The sequence below is a fragment of the Paraburkholderia dioscoreae genome (assembly GCF_902459535.1).
In the GTDB taxonomy this organism is placed as follows: domain Bacteria; phylum Pseudomonadota; class Gammaproteobacteria; order Burkholderiales; family Burkholderiaceae; genus Paraburkholderia; species Paraburkholderia dioscoreae.
Map to the genome: position 1 here is coordinate 1,452,785 of NZ_LR699553.1, position 20,594 is coordinate 1,473,378.

12 protein-coding genes, 1 tRNA gene and 1 pseudogene are annotated in these 20,594 nt (G+C 61.4%); 12 read left to right on the top strand and 2 right to left on the bottom strand.

The features are described from left to right. The first annotated feature begins 174 nt into the window (after positions 1–174). From PDMSB3_RS06575 to cysK, 8 genes and pseudogenes are all read left to right on the top strand, one after another. Positions 175–2,886 carry a hypothetical protein gene (locus tag PDMSB3_RS06575; RefSeq protein ID WP_232064125.1) on the top strand — a complete coding sequence of 904 codons (2,712 nt, stop codon included), beginning with the start codon at positions 175–177 and terminating at the stop codon, positions 2,884–2,886. 596 nt (positions 2,887–3,482) lie between these two features. After that, positions 3,483–5,465 carry an acetate--CoA ligase gene (gene acs / locus PDMSB3_RS06580; RefSeq protein WP_007175517.1) on the top strand — a complete coding sequence of 661 codons (1,983 nt, stop codon included), beginning with the start codon at positions 3,483–3,485 and terminating at the stop codon, positions 5,463–5,465. Positions 5,466–5,613: 148 nt separating this feature from the next. Then, positions 5,614–6,009 carry a DUF4212 domain-containing protein gene (locus PDMSB3_RS06585; RefSeq protein WP_007175516.1) on the top strand — a complete coding sequence of 132 codons (396 nt, stop codon included), beginning with the start codon at positions 5,614–5,616 and terminating at the stop codon, positions 6,007–6,009. A gap of 4 nt (positions 6,010–6,013) precedes the next feature. Next, entirely contained in the window at positions 6,014–8,032 is a 2,019-nt protein-coding gene (locus tag PDMSB3_RS06590) for a sodium:solute symporter family protein (protein WP_165185463.1), read from the top strand. A gap of 60 nt (positions 8,033–8,092) precedes the next feature. Continuing rightward, positions 8,093–8,183 (top strand) — tRNA-Ser (locus tag PDMSB3_RS06595). A gap of 134 nt (positions 8,184–8,317) precedes the next feature. Continuing rightward, positions 8,318–9,461 (top strand): annotated as a pseudogene (locus tag PDMSB3_RS06600) (NtaA/DmoA family FMN-dependent monooxygenase); the annotation flags it as partial. Between the two features lie 127 nt (positions 9,462–9,588). Then, complete coding sequence (locus PDMSB3_RS06605; RefSeq protein ID WP_007175514.1) at positions 9,589–10,854, top strand: SfnB family sulfur acquisition oxidoreductase; 1,266 nt, start codon at positions 9,589–9,591, stop codon at positions 10,852–10,854. A 285-nt stretch (positions 10,855–11,139) separates the two neighbouring features. Continuing rightward, positions 11,140–12,117: a cysteine synthase A gene (cysK, locus tag PDMSB3_RS06610; protein WP_165187409.1), complete on the top strand. Its 978-nt coding sequence runs from the start codon at positions 11,140–11,142 to the stop codon at positions 12,115–12,117. 260 nt (positions 12,118–12,377) lie between these two features. Here the strand turns inward: cysK and PDMSB3_RS06615 are convergent, their stop codons facing one another. Continuing rightward, entirely contained in the window at positions 12,378–13,205 is an 828-nt protein-coding gene (locus tag PDMSB3_RS06615) for a MetQ/NlpA family lipoprotein (RefSeq protein WP_165185466.1), read from the bottom strand. A gap of 308 nt (positions 13,206–13,513) precedes the next feature. Then, positions 13,514–14,530 carry a sulfonate ABC transporter substrate-binding protein gene (locus tag PDMSB3_RS06620; protein ID WP_007182507.1) on the bottom strand — a complete coding sequence of 339 codons (1,017 nt, stop codon included), beginning with the start codon at positions 14,528–14,530 and terminating at the stop codon, positions 13,514–13,516. Between the two features lie 630 nt (positions 14,531–15,160). Here PDMSB3_RS06620 and PDMSB3_RS06625 point away from each other — a divergent pair. From PDMSB3_RS06625 to PDMSB3_RS06640, 4 genes are read left to right on the top strand one after another with little or no spacing between them, the layout of a single operon-like run. Beyond that, positions 15,161–16,819, top strand: a complete 1,659-nt coding sequence (locus PDMSB3_RS06625; RefSeq protein ID WP_165185468.1) for an ABC transporter substrate-binding protein — start codon at positions 15,161–15,163, stop codon at positions 16,817–16,819. A gap of 1 nt (position 16,820) precedes the next feature. Beyond that, positions 16,821–17,750 (top strand): ABC transporter permease, encoded by a 930-nt coding sequence (locus PDMSB3_RS06630; RefSeq protein ID WP_007182505.1) that lies wholly within the window; start codon positions 16,821–16,823, stop codon positions 17,748–17,750. Next, complete coding sequence (locus PDMSB3_RS06635) at positions 17,747–18,607, top strand: ABC transporter permease (RefSeq protein WP_165185471.1); 861 nt, start codon at positions 17,747–17,749, stop codon at positions 18,605–18,607. The genes PDMSB3_RS06630 and PDMSB3_RS06635 overlap by 4 nt, the downstream gene beginning before the upstream one ends. Beyond that, the gene (locus PDMSB3_RS06640) at positions 18,604–20,376 is read left to right on the top strand and encodes a dipeptide ABC transporter ATP-binding protein (protein WP_007182503.1); all 1,773 of its coding nucleotides are present in this window, start codon (positions 18,604–18,606) and stop codon (positions 20,374–20,376) included. The genes PDMSB3_RS06635 and PDMSB3_RS06640 overlap by 4 nt, the downstream gene beginning before the upstream one ends. Positions 20,377–20,594 lie beyond the last annotated feature (218 nt).

Genomic DNA, 20,594 nt, shown 5'->3' on the forward strand with positions numbered 1-20,594 from the left:
GTGGACGAACGGCGCGCGCTGAAAATCCGCTCACCGGCAGCGCCATCAGATCATCGGTACCGCAGCCGCATGTCGTACGGGAATATTAAGTTTGCGCGTGCATTCGGGCGGAGCCGACTCATTTCGCTGTGCTGTAGCGATACCACAATGCAGTCGATGGGCATGACCTAATGAATGCTCGTATCGCTCCATTCAGAGGTCATCGAAATGACGACATCCACTTTGAACAGCACAGTACGTGAAAGTGCACATGAAGATGGTTATCCTAAACAATATGATAATGGCGTGAAGCAGGGCGTCTCGCCGTCGCTCCCGACGATCCAGTCGCCCGACCCGCACGACCCAGTGTCTCCCTCCCTATCTACACCGTTCTCCAACAGTCTGAACTTCAAGACAGGACTTCTCCTGTCTACGTTGAACACTCTGCAGGACCGGCAGTCTCGGCCGGGAGACAGTTCCTTTTCATCCCGATTGATCTCGGCAAACCGTATGGGGCACGCGGCTAACGGCATGGCGTCGAATCTTGGGAGGTTCTTCGGTTCGTTAGGAAAGGCGCTGGATCCGTACGGTGGACAGAACACTACCCTGGCCGGATTGCAGGCAGGTAAGGGACTGGGCAACGCGATCGGCTATGCGATCGATTTCTCGAAGGTCGAGGATAAGCAGGCAACAGCGCGTAATTACATGCGTGGACCCTTGAGACAGGGAGCTTTCTCGCTTCTCCCCGGACACGATCCGAACGAAGAAATCATGCTCGTTCATTTCCGACCAGCTTCGGCATCGAAACAATCCCAAACGACCACACCCAGAACGGGTGATGCGCAAGTGCAAACGACGAACTCGCTGTATCAGTCGCACGGCACGCAGACGCGTTCGCCCGCAATGGGTCGCGATAGACGGACTCAAACGGATGGTTCCAGCGTCAGCCGGACGACGCAAACGCAGCAATTCGCGCATAGCCGCCTCACGCAGACGGATCCGAATCAAACCGAAATGCGACTGGCGCACGCGCCCGACGAAGAGACAGCGGACGAGCACGGGAATTGGCCGGCAGGCAATCACGCCAGTACTCAAACGGATAAGCAGGTTGTCGATGAAGAAACCCAGATATCGCGAAACGTGCAGGGTGCCGAGGTCCAGACGCGTTCGCGAAGAACAACGGATAGCGGTAATCAGGCGACGCCGCGGGTCGCCGACGCAGGCAATCAGAGTCGCATCCATGTGGCGGATCAGGCCGTGCAAACGCACTCATCGAGCCAACTGGATGAATCTGTTCAGACAAGCGCGCAAATGGAGCACAACGAAACGCAAACGAACCTCCGCCAGCATGACCGCGCGGTTCAGACTGCCAATAAGGCGAAGATCGATACAGCGACTCAGGCCGCTCCGTTCAAGACCACGGCAGGAACCCAGACAACGATCGTGAGGCACGACGCCGACGTACAGACCGTGCCGCCAAGCGTTGCCCCGTCAGGGACGCTGAAGCCGGATGCCTCAGACGGCGCTGGGCAACCAGTGCAGCCGGGTGTCCAGCAACGAAGAAGCGGGCATGATGCCGGATCTCAGGCCGGGGGGACGTTGCTTGATCGTGCATCTCAAGCGAATGTCGGCACTCAGCAGCGCGCCACGCAGATGTCCCCACCGGTGACCGATCATCACGGCAGTCAAACAGTGGTCATAACGCGCGAACGCGACACCCAGGCCGCGCCGCCGGTCCGATCTCGGGCTGTTCAGACTGAGCGCGTGTCCGCGAACTCCAACGTTCCCGAAGCTACGCGCAAGGTGCTGCCAGGCAGCATGAAAGCCAATGGCCACTGGTTACCGATCGACATACTCGCGCTGGCATCGAGTTCGACGAACGTGAACAACGACTCGAACACGATGAACAGGATGTCATTAGCCGCAGACTCGTTCAGTACCAGCGGCGACGCCATCGCCGTAGCCAACATCAACGGCAACAAGCTGCTGGGCCTTTCGTCGAAAGCACTGTCGCTGCTCGGCACGGCGATCGGACTCGCTCCGTCAGTCGGGCAATTGTCTTCCGATGTCAAGGAACTGATCCGTAATCCGGGAAACGAGCAGGCGAAATGGAACGTGGGTAACGACGCCGCGCAACTCGCAGGCGGCCTCCTCGCAACGGCCGCGTCTTTTGCTTTTCCGCCGGCGGCACTTGCACCGTTGCTGCTACCGAACTTCGCCGAGATCTATCACGCGGAGGCGCTTCGGCAGAAAGTCAGCGACCTGCGCGCGCAGGGGCTCAATGCAGAAGCCGACGCACTTCACACTGAGTATCAGAAAGCTGCACTCAATGCGACGCCTGTGGTCAACTGGTTCTCTTCTTTCTATACACCTGCCATGCGACCTGCCATCGAGAGCTTCGAACTATCTCAAGGAAACAAGCCCGGCGCGGCGCCTATGGGGGACATAGGTTCCACAGCCAGAGGCGACGCGACTGTTCTCGACTACTACGGACAAGCGATGCAGCAGCGTGGACAGAGTCTCGCCAAGTCCGCGACACCTTACCTGAAGGCGCTAGCCAAGGACACGGGAACGGACTCCGTTACGATCGTATCGCGTGCGCCGCAGATGTTTGGGTGGCCATCTACGGGACAGCCGATGCGCGTATTTGACCGATCGATTGCGATGACCTATTCGAAAGAAACCGGCTCGGTGAGCTATCAGTTCTTCGGCAAGGAGAAGGACGGCGTTTTCCGGCTTCCCGTGCTGAACGAAGGCGTGACGACAGGACGTGGAAAAAAGAACCTTGTTGTCTTGGGTAATATGCTGGACCCCGACAAGCAGGGGGTTAAATTCGATCTTCAGGCGTATCGCGGCGATAAAACGGGCAGCATCTATCTGGTCGACCCCAATCACTACACGGCTTGAGGAATGGGAAGCGGCTGGGCGTTGATCCTGATTTAATTTCCAATACTAAGTAAAGTAGAGAGCCTGCTAATCGGTATTGCAGCGCCTGGATTCAGATGGCGATGCGCGCTTGCCGGATTGCAGTCATGCCGCTCCGGGGCCGCCGACAGGGCGGTGAACTCGCGAAGGCGACTGGGTTCATCGAGCGACGTCGCGTCGCTCGTCCGGCCGCGGTGCGGCGCTGCTGGCAGACCGCTACAAAAGCGCTGAACTACCCAGGAGTAACCCTGGGTGATGCTTGGGAATGGCGATGACGACGCGCATGTCTGCGGTGTGCCGTCATGACACGGCTGGATGGCTTCGGCTAACATTGAAGAATATAAGCGGCAGTGCGCGTCACTGCCGACGATACCGCTGCCCGTAAGTAGCAGGTAAGTTGCGGCCTTTATCGTGTTTGAGAGTCGGTGAGCGATCGCGCGCATGGTGCAGTGCGGCAGAGGCGATCGGGTTGCCGAGGGTTGGAGACACCCGCCGCAGCTTTCGGGCGCCATACGATACGGCGCGTTTCACGCGCGTCGGCACAGGTTTTACGTTTCATCTTCACCAAGGGGTTGTCGATGTCTGCGATTGAATCGGTTCTTCAGGAACGCCGTGTTTTCCCGCCCTCCGCTGAAACAGTAGCGGCTGCGACGATCTCCGGCATGGATGCGTACCGGGCGCTCGCCGCCGAAGCGGAGCGCGATTACGAAGGTTTCTGGGGGCGCCTCGCTCGCGAGACGCTAAGCTGGAATACGCCCTTCACCAAGGTGCTCGACGAATCGAAGGCGCCGTTCTACACGTGGTTCGAAGACGGCCAGCTGAACGCGTCGTACAACAGCATCGACCGTCACGTCGAAGCCGGCAACGGCGGGCGCGTCGCGATCATTTTCGAGGCCGACGACGGCACCGTCACCAACGTCACTTATCAGGATCTGCTGCAACGCGTCTCGCGCTTTGCGAACGCGTTGAAGAAGCGTGGCGTGAAAAAGGGTGACCGCGTGGTGATCTATATGCCGATGTCGATTGAAGGCATTGTCGCGATGCAGGCTTGCGCGCGGATCGGCGCCACGCACTCGGTCGTGTTCGGCGGCTTTTCGTCGAAGTCGCTCAATGAACGGCTGGTGGACGTGGGTGCGGTCGCGCTCGTCACGTCGGACGAGCAGATGCGCGGCGGCAAGGCGCTGCCGCTGAAGAACATTGCCGACGAAGCGCTCGCGATGGGCGGCTGCGAAGCGGTCAGGAGCGTGATCGTGTACCAGCGCACCGGCGGCAAGATCGCCTGGAACGCAGATCGCGATCTGTGGATGCATGAACTCACGCAGGCCGAATCGGATCAATGCGCGCCCGAGTGGGTCGGCGCCGAGCATCCTTTGTTCATTCTGTACACGTCCGGGTCGACCGGCAAGCCGAAGGGCGTGCAGCACAGTACCGGCGGCTATCTGCTGTGGGCCGCGCAGACCATGAAGTGGACCTTCGACTGGAAGCCCACCGATGTGTTCTGGTGTACCGCCGACATCGGCTGGATCACCGGCCATAGCTACATCACGTATGGTCCGCTGACGCTCGGCGGCACGCAGGTCGTGTTCGAAGGCGTGCCGACCTATCCGAACGCCGGCCGTTTCTGGGACATGATCGCGCGGCACAAGGTGTCGCTGTTCTACACCGCGCCGACAGCGATCCGCTCGCTGATCAAGTCCGCCGACGCCGACGGGAAAGTCCATCCGAAGAGCTACGACCTGTCCACGCTGCGCGTCATCGGCACGGTCGGCGAGCCGATCAATCCGGAAGCGTGGGTGTGGTACTACGAGAACGTTGGCGGCAGCCGTTGCCCGATCGTCGATACGTGGTGGCAAACGGAAACCGGCGGTCACATGATCACGCCGCTGCCGGGTGCCACGCCGCTCGTGCCGGGTTCGTGCACGTTGCCGCTGCCCGGCATCATGGCGGCGGTGGTCGATGAAACCGGCCAGGACGTGCCGAACGGACAGGGCGGCATTCTGGTGGTGAAGCGCCCGTGGCCGTCCATGCTGCGTAACGTGTGGGGCGATCCGGACCGCTACAGGAAGAGCTACTTCCCCGAAGAACTCGGCGGCAAGCTGTATCTCGCCGGCGACGGCGCGGTGCGCGACAAGGAAACCGGCTACTTCACGATCATGGGCCGTATCGACGACGTGCTCAACGTGTCGGGCCACCGCCTCGGCACGATGGAGATCGAATCGGCGCTGGTATCGAACCCGCTCGTCGCTGAAGCGGCCGTGGTGGGGCGCCCCGATGCGACAACCGGCGAAGCCGTGTGCGCGTTCGTGGTGCTCAAGCGTTCGCGTCCGGAAGGCGAGGAAGCGGTGAAGCTCGCCAACGAACTGCGCAACTGGGTCGCCAAGGAGATCGGTCCGATCGCCAAGCCGAAGGACATCCGCTTCGGCGAAAACCTGCCGAAGACGCGTTCGGGCAAGATCATGCGCCGCCTGCTGCGCTCACTGGCGAAAGGCGAGGAAATCACCCAGGACGTGTCCACGCTGGAGAACCCGGCGATTCTCGATCAGCTCGGCGAGTCGCTCTGAGCTTGGGTTTGCCGGTGCAAGTGGCAGGGGCGTATCGAACGGTGCGCTCTTGACCTGAGGCAACTATCGGCCACTCAAGCCGGCTCGCCATGGCCACCGCGCGGACAATCCCGATTGCCTGCACGGTGGCTTTTTGATACATAGGCGCATGGCCGCGCCGCACCCTCCCTCTCACGCTACGCTCAATCCTCCGCCCGAACCTCCCGCGGTCTCGGCGGCGATGGCGCGCGCGCACCAGAAGTACTGGCGCTTCAACCTCGCCCTGATCGCGACGCTGATGACGGTGGGCTTTCTCGTGTCGTTCGTCCTGCCGCTGATGGCGCCGGCTCTCGCGCAGGTGCGTATCGGCGGTTTCAGGTTGCCGTTCTACTTCGGCGCGCAGGGCGCGATCCTGATCTACCTGGCGCTCATCGTCGTGTATATCGTGCTGATGCAGCGCGCCGATCGCCGGCTGCAACGCGCCTTCGTTGCGGACGCAGGCGCCGTGGTCGGCATTGCCGGCGCCGACGGTGGCGCTGGCACGCCCACCGCGCGCGGAAACTGAGCCGATGAAGCTCACGAACCGGCTGATCCGTTCCTACGCCCTCTACACGCTCGGCTTTCTGCTCTTCATCTATGTGATGTGGCGCATCGAGCGCACTACCGGTCCGGGCGTCTGGATCGGCTATGTGTTCCTGTTCGTGCCGATCGCGGTGTATGCGGTGATCGGCTTGCTGTCGCGGACTTCCGATCTGGTCGAATACTACGTGGCGGGACGGCGCGTGCCATCCGCCTTCAACGGCATGGCGACGGCCGCCGACTGGCTTTCGGCGGCCTCGTTCATCGGCCTTGCCGGCTCGATCTATGCGACCGGATATGACGGTCTCGCGTATCTGATGGGCTGGACCGGCGGCTATTGCCTCGTCGCATTCCTGCTCGCGCCGTATGTGCGCAAGCTCGCCCGCTACACGATTCCCGATTTTCTCGGCACGCGTTTTTCGAGTAACGCAGTGCGCGGCCTCGCGGCGCTATCGGCGATCCTGTGCTCGTTCGTTTATCTGGTCGCGCAGATCCAGGGTGTCGGCCTGATTGCGACGCGCTTTATCGGCGTGGATTTCGCCGTGGGTATTTTCTGCGGGCTAGCGGGCATTCTGGTGTGTTCGTTTCTCGGCGGCATGCGTGCCGTGACGTGGACACAGGTCGCGCAGTACATCATCCTGATCGCCGCGATTCTGATTCCCGTGTCGATGATCGCTCACAAGGACGGCCTTGGCTGGGTTCCGCAATTCAACTACGGCCGCCTGATGGAGCGTGTGGAAGGCCTCGAGAAGCAGGTGCGCGAGGCGCCGCTCGAACAGACCGTGCGCGACGATTATCGGCGCCGTGCCGCGCTGATGCAGGTTCGGCTCGATACCTTGCCGCAATCGTTCGTCGACGAGAAGCTGCGTCTCACGCAGGAAGTTGCCGATCTGCGCCGCCATAATGGGCCGCTGCGCGAGATCAAGGAACGCGAGCGGGCGCTCGAACTGTTTCCACGCGACGCCGCCGCCGCGCAGATCGTCTGGACCCAGCGGCGCGATGAAATGCTGATGCGCGCCGCCGCGCCGGTGCCGATGCATGAGCCGTTCCCCGCCCCGAGCGACGAAGAGCGGCGCACCCATGAACGCAATTTCCTGTCGCTGCTGCTGTGCCTGTCGCTCGGCACGGCGAGCCTGCCGCATATCCTGACGCGCTACAACACGACGACCTCGGTCGCTTCCGCGCGACGCTCCGTCGGCTGGACGCTCTTCTTCGTCGCGCTGTTCTATCTGACGGTGCCGGTGCTCGCCGTGCTGATCAAGTACGAGATATTGACCAACCTGGTCGGCCATCACTTCTCGGACTTGCCGCAATGGCTCATGCAATGGCGCAAGGTGGAGCCGAGCCTCATCAGTCTCGCCGATACCAACGGCGACGGCATTGTGCGCTGGAGCGAGATCCAGATGCAGCCCGACATGGTCGTGCTTGCCGCGCCGGAGATCGCGGGGCTGCCGTACGTGATGTCGGGGCTGATCGCCGCGGGCGCGTTGGCCGCGGCGCTCTCGACCGCGGACGGTTTGCTGCTCACCATCGCCAATGCGCTGTCGCACGATGTCTACTACCACATGGTCGATCCGAACGCGTCGAGTCAGCGGCGCGTGACGATCTCGAAGATTCTGTTGCTGGGGGTGGCGCTGTTTGCGTCGTATGTGGCGTCGCTCAATACGGGGAACATTCTGTTTCTGGTGGGCGCGGCGTTTTCACTGGCGGCGTCGAGCCTGTTTCCTGTGCTGGTGCTCGGCGTGTTCTGGAAGCGCACCACCCGGCTCGGGGCGGTGGCGGGCATGGTGGCGGGGCTGGTGGTGTGCATCTATTACATCGTCTCCACGTACCCGTTCTTCACGCAGATGACGGGCTTCGCCGGCGCGCGGTGGTTCGGAATCGAGCCGATCAGCTCAGGTGTATTCGGCGTGCCGGCGGGCTTTCTGGTGGCGCTCGGCGTGAGTCTGATCGACCGGAAACCGGACGCTTATACGCGGGCGCTGGTGGACTATATCCGCCATCCGTAAGGCGGATTGCGCGAGGGTGTAGCGCAGGGCGCGAAGTTTGCTATAATTCGGCTCCCCGCCGGAGAGATGGATGAGCGGTTTAAGTCGCACGCCTGGAAAGCGTGTATAGGTTAATAGCCTATCCGGGGTTCGAATCCCCGTCTCTCCGCCAGAAATGAATGATAAGCCGTTGAATCTAAAGAGATTCAACGGCTTTTTGTTTTTCTGGCCCACAAATCGGCTATCGAGAAATTTTCCTTGCCGTTGAGTACGCAACAGGAAGGTCCTTGCGGCTGCACTGGCATTCCCTTGCAACCGGCGGCGCCGATCGCGATGGTCACCGAACATCTCGGCATCGGTATCACGGCATCGACATCATTCGAACATCCATATACGTTCGCGCGCAGGCTGTCGACAGCGGACCATCACACGAAGGGGCGGGTCGGTTGGAATATCGTGACGTCCTACCTCGAGAGTGGGGCCAGGAACGTGGGGCAGAGCGGTCTCGCGGTTCATAACAATAGATATGAGATCGCTGCGGAATACCTCGAGGTGATCTACAAGCTCCTGGAAGGTAGCTGGGAGGATGGGGCGGTTGTGCGTGACCGTGAAAAGCGAATCTTCGCTCATCCGGAAAAGGTGCATGAAATCGGCCATAAGGGACGTTATTTCGACGTGCCGGGCTACCACCTGAGCGAGCCGTCGCCGCAGCGTACCCCCGTTCTTTACCAGGCCGGATCATCGGGCGCCGGAAAAGCATTTGCTGCTGGACATGCCGAATGCGTATTTGTGTCCACTCCGCTGCGCAGCACGCTACAGGAGTATGTCGCTGATATCCGCCGCCGCGCTGCAGTGGCCGGGCGCGACCCACGATCGATCCTGACTTATGCGCTCGTCACGGTGATCGTCGACGAGACCGATGCGAAGGCGCAGGCCAAGTTCGAGGAATATCAGCGATACGCGTCGCGTGATGGCGCGTTGGTACTTCTGTCAGGTTGGACAGGCATTGATTTTGGCCAGTATGCGCCGACGGATCTGGTCAAACAGGTTGAAACCAACGCGATTATCTCGGCTGTCGAGCATCTGGCGAATGGCGGTAAGAAGTGGACGATCGACGAGCTGGGGCGGTGTCGGTGGGCTCGGTCCGGTGTTCGTCGGTTCGGCTTCAACGGTAGCCGACATTTTGCAGACATGGGTTGAAGAAACCGACGTCGATGGCTTCAATCTGGCTTATGCCGTCGCCCACGAAACGTTTGCCGACGTGGTGCATTACCTTGTGCCCGAGTTGCAGCGGCGTGGTGTTTATCCGACTGTCTATAAACCCGGGACACTGCGCGAGAAGCTTTTCGGCGAGGGCGCGTACTTGCCGGAAAATCATCCGGCCAATCAGTATCGCGATATCGAGCGAGTCAAGCGCGAGCAGCAACAACAACTGGCCACCGCAGGGTGATCGGGGAGACCGGGTGTGGGAACTGTTCAGCTGGTTGATGTGGATGTGCCAATCGGTGCCGCATTTGCAGAGGTGAGGTTGAGCGTGGATATCCTGGCGCGTAATACTCCTCATGGTTTTGCAAATCATGTCTGAGAAAATAGAAGATGGAAAGGTAGCGTCCCGTCATCGTGTGAATTCTTCCGAGCCGTTCGAGCCACGTCCACGTCCGGGCGTACCTGCGCACACGATCCGCGATGATGCCGAGGCGATCACGGTTGCCCAGCGTCTTGCCGCCGAATTCGCCGGCGGTGCTTCCGAGCGTGATCGCGAGGGGTGGATTCCCGTCGACGAGGTCGATGTGTATTCGCAGTCGGGCCTCTGGGGCATCACGGTGCCGCGCGCTTATGGTGGCGCGGACGTGTCCTATGCGACGCTCGCGGAAGTCATCCGGACCATTGCCGCAGCCGATTCGAGCATCGCGCAGATCACGCAGAACCATCTTGCGCTCGTCTCGCATATCGCTCTCGATGCGAGCGAAAGCCAGAAGAAGCATCTCTTCGAACTGGTGCTCAAGGGATACCGCTTCGGCAACGCATTCTCGGAGCGTAATAGCCGTAACGTCGCCGCGTTCGAGACGCGACTCGTCGAGCAAGGTGACGACGTGGTCGTGAATGGGCAGAAGTTCTATACGACCGGTGCGCTGCTCGCGCATATCGTACCGATTGTCGCAGTCAACGCTGACGGCGAGGGCTTTCTGGTGTTTGCGGATCGTGACGTGCCTGGGCTGACAGTCGTCAACGACTGGTCGAGTTTCGGCCAGCGTGTGACGGCATCGGGTTCGATTCTGATCGACAACGTGAAGGTGCCGAAGTCGCGTGTGGTGCCCGTAAAAGCATTTGATCGTCCGACCGCTGCGGGACCGATCTCGCAGATTATCCAGGCAGCGATCGACGCCGGGATCGCCAAGGGGGCGCTCGACGAGACGGTCGCCTTTCTGCGAACAAAGAGCCGGCCCTGGATCGACAGCGGCAAGGACACGGCAGCCGAGGATCCCTTCACGATTGCAACGATCGGGAACCTCGTAATCCGGTTGCACGCGGCGGAAGCGCTGCTTGATCGGGCTGGACGTCGTATCGACACGGCGCTGCGCGAACCCGGTGAGGACACGGTGAATGCAGCCGTACTTGCAACTTCGGAGGCCAAGGTGCTGACCACGGAGATTGCCATAGAGGCAACGAATCGCCTGTTTGAACTGGCAGGAACGCGTTCGACGCTGGCTGAGCACAATCTCGACAGGTACTGGCGCAATGCGCGCGTGCATACGCTGCATGACCCGGTGCGGTGGAAGTATTTCCACGTCGGAAATTACACGCTGAACGGTGTCAGCCCGCCGCGCTATCCCTGGAACTAGGTTTTCTGCCCGAGTGGGCTCCCGGCAAGGAAACTCGCCAACGAACTCCGTTAGTCCGTTCCGAATTGCAGATGGGTCGCGAGGCCGGGCAGCGTTTCGAGGTTGGGACGAGAGCGGAGCAGACCGTCAAACAGTTTGCGTGAAATCAATGTGTCGGGCCGGCGCCCGTCAGGACGCTTGTGAGTACCGGTGGTTCGGGATACTGTGCAACGACGGGCGTTCCGCTTGACTCTTGAAGCAGCGGCTCTACACTTGGCGCCATCAAATGGCGCAGGGGATAACACTATGGCACGGTGGTTTGAAGACAACTCGCGCTCCATCGGTCACACTCCGCTGGTTCGTCTCAATCGCGTGACGGACGGCGCTCCAGCGACCGTTCTGGCGAAAATCGAAGCGAGAAATCCCGCCTATTCCGTGAAGTGCCGGATTGGAGCCTCGATGATATGGGACGCAGAAGCGCGAGGCCTGCTCGGTCCGGGCAAGGAGATCGTCGAAGCGACGAGCGGCAACACGGGCATTGCTCTCGCCTATGTGGCGGCGGCGCGCGGGATTCCGCTCACCCTTACCATGCCGGAAACGATGAGCGTCGAGAGGCGCAAGCTACTGCTCGCCTTTGGGGCGAAACTCGTGCTGACCGAGGGCGCGCGCGGCATGCCGGGTGCCGTGGCGAAAGCGGAAGAGATCGCCGCTTCGCAGCCTGATCGTTACGTTCTGCTTCAACAGTTCAAAAATCCGGCAAACCCCGATATACACGAAAAGACAACGGGTCCGGAGATCTGGGACGACACCGACGGCGGCGTGGATATCTTCGTATCCGGCGTGGGAACCGGCGGCACGATTACCGGTGTGTCGCGTTTCATCAAAAAGATCAAAGGCAAACCGATACTGTCAGTCGCGGTTGAGCCGGCTGCGAGCCCGATTCTGACGCAGACACGGGCGCGTGAGCCGCTAAAGCCGGCGCCGCACAAAATTCAGGGCATTGGTGCCGGGTTCGTTCCCGACGTTCTGGATCTTTCTCTGGTCGACGATATCGAGCAGGTCTCCAATGAAGAGGCGATCCTTTATGCGCGGCGTCTCGGCAGCGAAGAGGGGATACTCTCGGGCATCTCGTCCGGGGCGGCCGTCGCGGTTGCGGTGCGACTCGCAAAGCGCCCGGAGAATTCAGGGAAAACGATCGTCGTCATACTTCCCGACTCGGGTGAGCGATATCTGAGCACAGTCCTCTACGAAGGACTCTTTGACGCCCAAGGGAAGCCTGCGTAACCACGGGCGCGTTGCCGACCGGCAACGCAGAGAAGTTTGGGAACCTCAATGTAGCCCCTGCGAAATGCCAGGTTGGATTAATTGATCGAACCGTCCGTCCAGGCGAGCGTGCGGCCGTCGCTTGCGTTCTACAGCGCGCCGGAAGAGGTGGACAGCATGATCACCGTGGTGAAACGGCTGGCGGTGCACTGAGACGTCCGGCGCGCTTACGAAGAATGTTCAGCCTGCGGCGAGCACCAACACTGCTGTGCCAGATTTCCTTATTGTTGCGGCACGCCTTCCCATGCCGGCAGCGTCGCGCCGTGATAGACGGTCAGGATGGTGGACGCGACGTTGGTCTGCTGATAGCTCTCCACCAGCGTCTTCACCCAGGGCGCCTTCGCATCTTTCGCGTTGACAGCGATGAAGTTGCGATAGGGATTGCCCGGGACTTTCTCCTGCGCGATGCGCTCCTGCGGAATCTTGATGCCGGCCTTGATCGCCCAGTCGGTATTGACGACGGCGGCGTCCACATCGCCGATTGCGCGGCCAACGATGCCGGCGTCGAGCTCCTTGATCTGAATGTGCTTCGGATTATCGGCAATGTCGCGAGCGGTCGGCAGCAGGCCAACGTCGGGACGCAGCTTGAAGAGCCCGTTCGCTTGCAGAAGCAGCAACGCGCGGCCTTCGTTGCTCGGATCGTTCGGTACGCCGATCGTGGCGTTTTGCGGGAGCGCTGCGACGGATTTCACCTTTCGCGAGTAAAGGCCGATTGGTTGCACGTAGGTATAACCGACTGGCACGATCTCGTAGTGGCGCGCTGCAATTTGCGCGTCGAGATAAGGTTTGTGCTGAAATGAATTGGCGTCGAGGTCGTGTTGCGCGAGCGCTTCGTTTGGTTGAGTGTAGTCGGAGAACGTCGTGACCTTGACGGTGAGGCCATGCTTGGCCGCATTGGCCGCGACGGTGCGCCACACGTCTTCATCTTCGCCGGACATGATGCCGACACGCACTGTTTGATCGGCTGCCAACGCCGACTGTGCGCTCACGACGCCGCAAGTCAGAAGAAGGGACAACATGATGCGGCTGAGAGTACTGGTCGTTTTCATATTTTGTGAAGTCATCAAAATGAAGGATCAGGAGATCCTAGAGGCACAGCCGCCGTCACACAAACAATATCCAGCACTAACGTTATGGCGGATGAGCGCAAGCAGAAAGGCGCGGCGGCAACGCTAAAAAAACAGGCGCGAACAAGTCGTGCGGACGAATCGAACGCGGCATACGCAGTTTCCGACCAGATAGCAGGTTTGACTCCAGCCAGGCATCGGGTCGAGAAATGGCAGGCGGTTTGATATGGGTCGGCGAGAGCGGCTATTGGCGCATCTGCCTGCCGGCGCCAGGATAAAGCCGCTTCATTTCATGCGTTTTGCCAGCGCGCGTCGGTGACGACGAGCTTCTTCGGGATCAGCTTGATGTCGTAAAGCGTGTCCGCGATTTGCTGTTGATACGCAAAGGTGCCCGCGTCGACCGGCAACACACCATAACCTGTGCGGCCGAGCGCGAGTTCGAGCGTGCCTGTGTCGAGGCCGGTAAGCGGTGCAAGCTGGGTAGCGACAGCCGCCACGTTGTGCTCGGCCCAACTGTCGAGCTGCTGAAGTTCGGCCAGCACCGCGTGGACGGCGTCGGCGTGCGCTGTCGCAAACGAACGGCGAGCGACATAATATTCGACGTTGCGCACCAGGCCTTCGCCATTCGTGAGCACGCGCGCGCCCAACTGGCGTTCGGCGGCGGCAAGATACGGATCCCAGATCGACCAGGCGTCTACACTGCCATTGGCAAAAGCGGCGCGCGCATCGGCGGGAACCAGGTAAGCCGTCTGGATCTCGTTGTAGCCAACCTTGCCGTGCTCCAGGGCTTTGACGAGCAGATAGTTGGCATTCGAGCCTTTGGTGACGGCTATTTTCTTGCCGCGTAACTCGGACAGCGAGCGGATCGGCGAGTCCTTGGGCACGATCAGCGCTTCGCCGCGCGGTGCGTCCGGCTCGGCGGCGATGTAGACGAAGTCCACCCCGCCCGCCTGAGCAAACACCGGCGGCGTCTCGCCCACGACGCCGATATCGACAGCATTTGCATTCACGCCCTCCAGCAATTGAGGACCCGCCGGAAATTCGAGCCACCTGACGGAAAAGCCGAGCGGAGCGAGACGCTTTTCAAGCGTGCCACGCGCCTTCAGTACGATGAAATTGCCATATTTCTGATAACCGATATTCACAACCTTGCCGGCTTGCGCATTGGCCGTGCCGCTTGCGCTCAACGCCATGCCGAGAGTGCCGAGTCCACGGAGCGCTGTGTCCGCGCCAAGGCTTGCGGCCATTTTCAATAACGAACGGCGGCTGTCGCGCACGCCGTTGGGCTTCGATTCGGTATTAGACATGAGGCGGATGTCCTGACGGGATAAACACGCCGCGCGAGCGGTATGGCGCTGCCGTTATTGCAGCAGCTTCGACGCACGAATGAGTGAGTGCGCATGATGCGCAACACTCAACGCGCCGTCAAAGAATAGTTTTTGCTATCGATACCGGCTATGCGGATATATGCCGTTGCTCAACCTTGCCGCCGTCGCCGGTGTCGTATTCGGCGGGCAGGCGAAGAGGATGTTGCGCGCCCTGAGCGCGTCGCCCAGGGGGGCGGTCGCGATGGGTAATCGGTGGGCTATTTCCCGGAATGCTATCCGCGCGGCTATGCGAATGAAGACCGCGCATACCCGTACATGCACTGCTAGTGCTTGATGGTGCGTTTTTCGTGCACATCATGAAATTCTTCTCGTACCGGTCGAGATATCCAAAGCAAATTTGCTTGGTTGTTGCACGACAGCGTTCAAACGTATGCTCACAGGTTCCTTCTTCAGGATGCCATACCTATGACCGTGCATGCAGCGACCGCCGCACAACGCAATGAGTGCTTGAGCCTGTCTCACGAAAGACAGAACCGAACCGCAGGGACGTCGACGCAACGCGTCGGCGTATGGGCCTATCGAGCCGCGCCAACCAGAGTGGTCCGTTAAATGAAAGCCGTTCATTTATCTCTGGCCGGACTCGCGGCCGTTGCCTTTGTTTCCATACTGAGCGGTTGCGGCAAATCCGATTCAGCACAAACCGGTCTGTCGGCGCAGGCAGCGAAGCCGGTCTCCGGTGGAACGCTCACGTGGGGTGTCACCACCGAGCCCGCCTGTTTCGACCCGCATCGCTCGTCGCAACAGAATGCCTTCTGGGTGGAGCGCAATTACATCGACTCGCTGATCAGCAAGAAGACCGACGGTACCTACGCACCGTGGCTCGCGAAGTCGTGGAGCGTTGCCGACGACGGCAAGAGCTACACCTTCAATTTGCGCGACGACGTTCACTTCACCGACGGCACGCCGTTCAATGCCGCCGCCGTGAAGGCCAATTTCGACTACATCCTGAACAATGTCAGCACCACGTCGGCCTCGGCGTCCCTGCTGGTTCACTATGACCGCGCTGAAGTCGTGTCGCCCTACGTCGTGCGTCTCGTCATGAAGCAACCCGATTCGACCACGCTCGAATCGCTGTCCAGCGTCAAACTGGGTTTCATTTCGCCGAAAGCGCTGGCCGGGAATCATGATCTGTGCGGAGGAGGACCGGGTGTGGTGGGAACGGGCCCGTTCGTATTCAGCGCCTATCAGCGTGGTCAGGCGGCCGTCTTCGCGCGCAATGCCGACTACAGGTGGGCACCCGGCAATGCACAACACCAGGGCGCCGCGTATCTCGACCGGGTGACTTACCGTTTCCTCCCCGAAGCGGCGGTGCGCACCGGTGCGTTGAGTTCCGGCCAGGTCGATCTGATCGAAGGCGTTCAGCCGACCGATGCGAGTGTGTTCGACAAGGTCGACGGTTTCCAGTACCTCACGGGCCCTTCGGCGACCACGTCTTTCACGCTGAACATCAACTACACCGTCGCCCCGGCCAGTGATGTCCGCGTGCGGCGCGCGCTGCGCGACGGCTTCGATCTCGATGCGATCGTGAAGAGCGTCTATCTCGGGACCGTGCAGCGCGCATGGTCGAACATCGGTCCGGACAATGCGGACTACAACGCCGCGCTCAAGGGTTCATGGGGCAACAACGTGGCCGCGGCGAACAAGCTGCTGGACGAAGCGGGCTGGACTCAACGCGATAGCGAAGGTTTCCGCACCAAAGACGGCAAGCGTCTGTCGATTGAGATCGGCTATCCGCAGCCGTATGTGCGCGACAGCCGCGACGTGCTGATTCGCGCTATCCAGTCGGCGTTGCGTCAGAACATCGGCCTCGATCTCGGCTTGCGCATCAACACGGCGGGCGATTTCGCGAACGAGAAGGCGACCGGCAACTGGACGATCTACCCCAACACCGACAATCCGTCCGACGTCGCGATGGAACTGTGGGACATGCTCGGCGACCAGGGTTTTCTGTACAACGCGATCAGGAATCCGGACCCGACGATCACAGACGCGATAAACCGTGCGCGCCTGCTGCCGGTCGGCGATGCGCGTCGCCAGTTGCTCGCCGACGTTCAGAAACGCGCCGTCGATCAGGCCTTTATCGTGCCGCTGTTCGCGCCGGCCTATCATCTCGCGGCGAAGTCGTCCGTGCATGGCATCGGCTTCGAGCCGGAGCTCGACGGTCCGGCCAGTTCGTACGACATCTGGGTCGACAAACAGGGAGGCTGACGTGGTCAGGAAGATCGTCACACGGCTGTTGACCGGTCTGCTCGTGTTGTGGCTTGCCGCCAGCGCGGCGTTCGTCGCGATTCACGCACTGCCGGGGCGTATCGAGGACGTGCTGGCCGGCGACCTTTCGTATCCGGGGCTGCGCGAGTCGATTGCCGCGCAGTGGGGACTCGACCACAGCCTGCCGTGGCAGTACGGACGATTCCTGCTGCGCCTCGCGCATGGCGATCTGGGGATCTCGTTCGTGATGCAGCAACCGGTGCTGGCCGTGCTCGGCAGCCAGCTCTGGCCGACTGTGCAGCTCGCGGCCGCGGCCGGCGTGCTCGCCATTGTGCTGGCGCTGGTGGTTGCCACCTCGACTGCGGGATTCAGCGGAGGCGCCGGCGCATGGGCGAGCCGCATTGCCTCGACGCTCGAACTCGCCTTTACGTCCACGCCCGTATTCTGGCTCGGGATGTTGTTGCTGATCGCGTTTTCGTTTCACTGGCGTTTGTTCCCGGTCTCCGGCGCGGCGGGCTGGCGCGCGCTCGTGCTGCCGGCGGTGACGCTCGCGTTGCCCACGGCCGGGGTTCTGTCGCAGGTGATGCGCGAAGCGTTGGAGACGACCCTCGACAAACCCTTCGTGATGACCGTGCGGGCGCGTGGTGTTTCCGAGGCGGCCCTGCGTGTGCGGCATGTATTGCGCCACGCGTTGCTGCCGGTCGTCACTCTTGGCGGCTGGCTGATCGGCGGCCTGCTTGGCGGGGCGGTGATTACGGAGAAGATGTTCGGCCGCCCCGGCATCGGCAGTGTGACGCTGGCAGCGGTCACGTCGCAGGACGTGCCGGTGGTTCTGGCCGTCGTGTTGCTGGCGGCATTCGTCCATGTGGTCATGTCGACGCTGCTCGATGTCGCCTATCTCTTCATCGATCCCAGGCTGCGCAATTCATGAGTGATCTGCCGCTTTCTCCGGTTTCACCGATTGCGCGCCCTGGTTGGGCGTCGCGGGTTCCCGTGCCGGTGCTGCTCGCCGCAGCGTTCCTCGCGGTGCTTGCTTTTTCTATGGCTTTTCCGCGCGTCGTGACGCCTTACGACCCGCTGGTCAGCGATGTGGCGCATGCCATGCAGCCGCCGGACGCTACGCACTGGTTCGGCACGGACAGAATCGGTCGCGACGTGTTCTCGCGGGTGATCTACGGCGCCCGATATTCGCTGCTGATCGGGCTGTCGAGCATGATCGTGAGCCTGTTGGTGGGGCTCGTGCTCGGCGTGACGGCCGGGCTTGGCCGACGTGCGGTCGATGAAGGCGCGTCGCGTGTGTTCGACGTGTTGTCGGCGTTTCCACCGGTTCTGCTGTCGCTGTTCGTGGTCACGTTTCTTGGCCAGGGGATCGTGAACATGGCGGTCGCGGTCGGCATCGCGGGGATTCCGAAGTTCGGGCGCGTGTTGCGCTCACAGACCCTTGGCGTGAGACGTGCCGATTACGTGACCCATGCCGTGACGTTCGGCATGTCGCGAGCCCGCGTGTTCGTGCGTCACATCCTGCCTAACGTGCTCGCGGCCGTGCCGGTGATCGCGACCATCGACATCGGCAGCGCGATCATCGCAGTATCCGCACTGAGCTTTCTGGGGCTGGGACCGCAACCGCCGACGCCCGAGTGGGGCGTGATGCTCGCCGAAGGACGCGACGTGTTGCGTGTCGCGTGGTGGCCGAGCGTGTTCCCGGGCATGGCGATCACGCTGACGGTGATGGCGTTTTCGCTGATCGGCAAATTCCTGGCTCGTGTCTATGGAGTGCGCACCCGATGAAAACAGATCCGTCATTGGCGCAGCCGCAATCGCTCGTCGATATCCGCGGGCTGAGCATCAGTTTCCCGCACGCCAACCAGGGGAAGCCGCTCGTACGCGGCGTCGATCTATCGATACGCGCCGGCGAATGCGTCGCGCTGGTGGGTGAATCCGGTTCGGGCAAAAGCCTGACTGCACGCAGTCTGATCGGTCTCGCCGGCCAGGGCGCGCGGATCGATGCGCACCGGTTCGATGTCAACGGCCTGCCTGCGCTCGACTTTCGCGAGCACGACTGGCGAGCGCTGCGTGGTGCGTTCGCGGGACTCGTCATGCAGGATGCGCTCGTGTCGCTCGATCCGCTGCGCACCGTGGGGGCCGAGATCGGCGAGGCGGTCGCGTTGCACGCCGGACTGCGTTGTCACGCTGAGCGCTCGGCGCGGGTGCGGGCTGTCATGAGCGATGTCGGCATTCCCGAGCCCGAGCGGCGTGTCCGTCAATACGCGCATGAACTGTCGGGCGGATTGCGCCAACGTGCGTTGATTGCGTCGGCGATTGCAGCGGGGCCCTCGCTTCTGATTGCCGACGAACCGACCACGGCGCTCGACGTGACCGTTCAGGCACAGATTCTCGCGGTATTGGCAGCCCGTTTGCGCGAGGGTGTGGGCGTGCTGCTGATATCTCACGATCTCGCAGTGGTCGCGGATATCGCAGACCGTGTATTGGTGATGTACCAGGGCGAAGTGGTCGATAGCGGTCCCACCGGAAGCGTGCTGAACAATCCTTCTCATCCTTACACGCGGCAGTTGCTCGCTGCGCAGCCCTCCGCGCTCTCGCGTGGCCATCAACTCGGGTCGGCGCGGATGGTGCCCGATCCGCAGGCACTCGGCGAAAGTGGCGAACTGACGATTCTGCGCGAACCACTGCCGGCCCGGCCGGCGCCATCGGACGAGATCGTGTTGAAGGTCGATGCGATCGGCAAGCGCTATGCAAGGCGCGGAGCAGCAGGCAACGATATGTTCACCGCACTCGACGATGTATCGTTCAGCGTGCACCGAGGTGAAGTGGTGGGGATCGTCGGCGAGTCGGGTTCCGGCAAAAGCACGTGTGCCAACATTGTGCTCGGACTCGTCACGCCATCCGCAGGCGCGGTGGATTTTCTCGGTACGCGCTGGAACGGCGCGAAGCTCAAGGAAGCATCGCGCCGCGCATTGCGGCCGCGTCTTCAATACATTCCGCAAGACCCGCTCAGTTCGTTCGATCCGCGACATACCGTGCAACAGTTGCTGCAAGAGGGGCTGTTCTCTGTGGACCTGTCCAGGCGCGCGGTGATCGATCGCAGTGTCGAATTGCTTGAACAGGTCGGACTCGATGCCGGGTATCTCGGCCGGCGGCCTGCAACATTGTCAGGAGGTCAACGTCAGCGTGTGGCCATTGCCCGGGCGATCGCTCCGGAGCCGGCGTTGATCGTGTGCGACGAGCCTGTATCGGCGCTCGACGTTTGTGTGCAGGCTCAGGTGCTGGATCTGCTGGCCGCTTTGCAGGCGCGACTCGCCATGTCCTTGCTGTTCATTTCGCACGACCTCGACGTCGTGCGTCATGTCGCGGACCGGGTACTGGTCTTCAAGGACGGGCGGGTTGTGGAAGCAGGGGAGGCGGAACGTGTTTTCGAATCGCCGCAACATGCCTATACCCGCGAGTTGATGGCGGCGTCGCCGTCGGTGCGTCGCGTGAAGCGCTCGCTCGAACCGGGCGGGGCGCTGATGAACAGAAGCTTGCTCGTAACCCTATGAGCTTTGTCTGGTTGCCCCGCGCTTCAGTGCCCGTTATTTTCGAACCATGCCTGAATCACGCCAGCGGTGGCATGCAGCGGATCGACGTGCCACGTTGCCGGGATGCATTCACCGCGAGTCGTTTGCTCCGCGTCACTCCCTGATTGGTGGACCGGACCCGCTTCGAAGCGCAAACCGGCAAGCGGCGCCGGTGCATATCTCACGCATGATCGCCAATG